Genomic DNA, 2,258 nt, shown 5'->3' with positions numbered 1-2,258 from the left:
TGATGGTTCAATGCCTGTTGTGGCTAGTTGGTTTACACGCACAGCAACAGGGCTGGGATAAGCATTTTCAGGCCAATACCATTGGGCATCGAACGGTACTCTCAACGATTCGCTTGGGATTGGAGGTACTCAGGCGGCCTGATTATCAAATCACGGAGAAAGAATTGCTGGCGGCCTGGGTATTATTCGCCAATCAGTTGCTCAAATATGGCTATGCTATGGCTGATTTATGAGGGGATCCTTCAGTGCATAGCATAGATATAGCTAACGCATTGATAAAAAAATGCTCATTGGTGGCGTTTTTTTATTTGGACAATGGAAATAAGCTGACAATGCTTATCTCACTTCTATCCCATCTAGGCTATTTTATTGTTCTTTATGGTTGATATCGACATGTAAGAGTCAAGTTTTGCTCAGTCGATATCACTCCTCAAATACTTATGATTGGTTTACTAACACATAGGGCTAGAAAACACTCGATTTAATATGCCATGAATATTTGAAATCACGCCTAAACTATATTATTTACCAGCTAAGTTTTACAGTGCATTCAAACTTTCAAAATCAAACTCTTAAAACAGACACTAGGAAACATAGAGGAAAATATGCGTTCACTATTTATTCGCATGAGGTTTATCCACTGGTTAGGTGCTATTGTACTTTTTATGAATGCAACTTTCTTCACTGAACTATTATTTTCACAGATAATTCAGTACATTATTACAATGTTTTTGATTATTCATGATATTGATGAAAAAGTCTGGGGAGTTGATTCCTTAAAGAAAGTTACCGAATACATGAAAAACTTTGAAAGAAAAGATCTGTCAATTCCATGCACCATCAATAGCCTATATAACAGTGAAATGGAAAAAGTGCTTAGTGTTGTCAATACATTTAGAGAGAATGTAAAAATTGCACTCATCGATATTCAGCAACAGGCCGTAGCTTCTGATGAAATATCAGATCTTCTAAAAGTAAAAGCACAAAATATTTCGTCACGTATCAAAGAGCAAGATAATCGGGTCAGTATTCTCACCTCACAAATAGAAGCCTTAGACCAAACCTCTCTAGCACTACAAGCTAAAGCGGAAAAAACACGCGAGCAAGTAGAAAACACGCAAATAGGGCTTGTTCGATCAAATGAATCTATGGGGGCTATGGTTAAAGATTTAAGCTCATTTATTGCAAGTAATGATGAGCTTCAGGCAAAATTTCATCAACTTTCTCAACAAACAAAAGCCATTGAGGGAGTGGTATCGGTTATCAACAACCTAGCCGATCAAACCAATCTATTAGCTTTAAATGCTGCCATTGAAGCAGCTAGAGCAGGAGAGCATGGACGAGGCTTTGCCGTTGTTGCCGATGAAGTTAGAAACCTAGCCAAATCAACCCAAAGCAGTTTAGATGAAATTAATCAAATCATATCAGGAATATCTAAAGCGGTTCTTGATGCTGGTAATCAAATGAAATCACAAACATCTGCGATTGTTCTATTATCGGATTACACAACAACCAGCCAATCGGAATTAGATATTGCATGTAAAAACATCAGTGAAATTTTAACTTTGATTGGGCAAGATAGAACAAATAATAATTTAGATATACTCTATGTTAATAGGTTAGTTGGTGATGTCAGTAAGGAAATCGAGGTATTAAAACACCTCTCAAGCTCCAACTCAAATGATTGCATCGAATTAGAGCAGCAGGGCCATAGCTTAACTCAAGTTACTGAAAAAATTGTTCACCAATTAGGGATGTTTAAAACCAAATAGCAACATAATGCACTTTTTTTGCCTCCACCCTGCTCTGGTTAAATCGGTGTAATCTTTAGCATAAAAGTTACGCCGGTTCGATTTTTTCGTGTTTATCAAACTTCGTTTGATTGTTTTTAAAAGCAAAAATATCTCACAATAGGTCAATCATTATAAAACGGCAACAGCAATAATTATCGCACCTAACATATATAAGCCTGCAGAAAGTGATATCGATTTTAGCGGGCTAAACTCCTCGGTAGTGTTCATAATTCTGTGTCATTTCAGTAAAATATTCAAAAACAGGAATGACACATGACCCAACCTTTTAACTTCGAACAAGCCCTTAAAGATCTGCAATCAGGTAAAAGCCTTACAGGTAAAGACAGCATTCTTGGTCCACTGATCAAGCAACTCACTGAAGCGGCTCTCCAGGCTGAGCTTGAGCAGCATTTAGCGCATGATCCTCAGCCTAATCGCAAAAATGGCAAAACCCCTAAGACCATT

General features: G+C 37.5%; 1 protein-coding gene and 2 pseudogenes. All 3 read left to right on the top strand.

Annotation, left to right across the window (positions count from 1 at the left end; all coding sequences use genetic code 11):
• Window positions 1-233 (top strand): annotated as a pseudogene (locus L5M38_RS24010) (IS4 family transposase); the annotation flags it as partial.
• Between the two features lie 372 nt (window positions 234-605).
• Window positions 606-1,772, top strand: a complete 1,167-nt coding sequence (locus L5M38_RS24520; protein WP_317233122.1) for a methyl-accepting chemotaxis protein — start codon at window positions 606-608, stop codon at window positions 1,770-1,772.
• Between the two features lie 294 nt (window positions 1,773-2,066).
• Window positions 2,067-2,258, top strand: a pseudogene (locus L5M38_RS24000) (hypothetical protein); the annotation flags it as partial.

Origin of the sequence: Shewanella sp. SM101, from assembly GCF_025654465.1 — a bacterium.
Classification (GTDB): Bacteria; Pseudomonadota; Gammaproteobacteria; order Enterobacterales; family Shewanellaceae; genus Shewanella; species Shewanella oncorhynchi.
Note: the sequence above shows the minus strand (reverse complement) of the source record. Positions and strands in the feature narration are given on the sequence as shown.

Coding starts and splice junctions, on each gene's coding strand:
- L5M38_RS24520 (WP_317233122.1), top strand. CDS start 606: ATGCGTTCACTATTTATTCGCATGAGGTTTATCCACTGGTTAGGTGCT.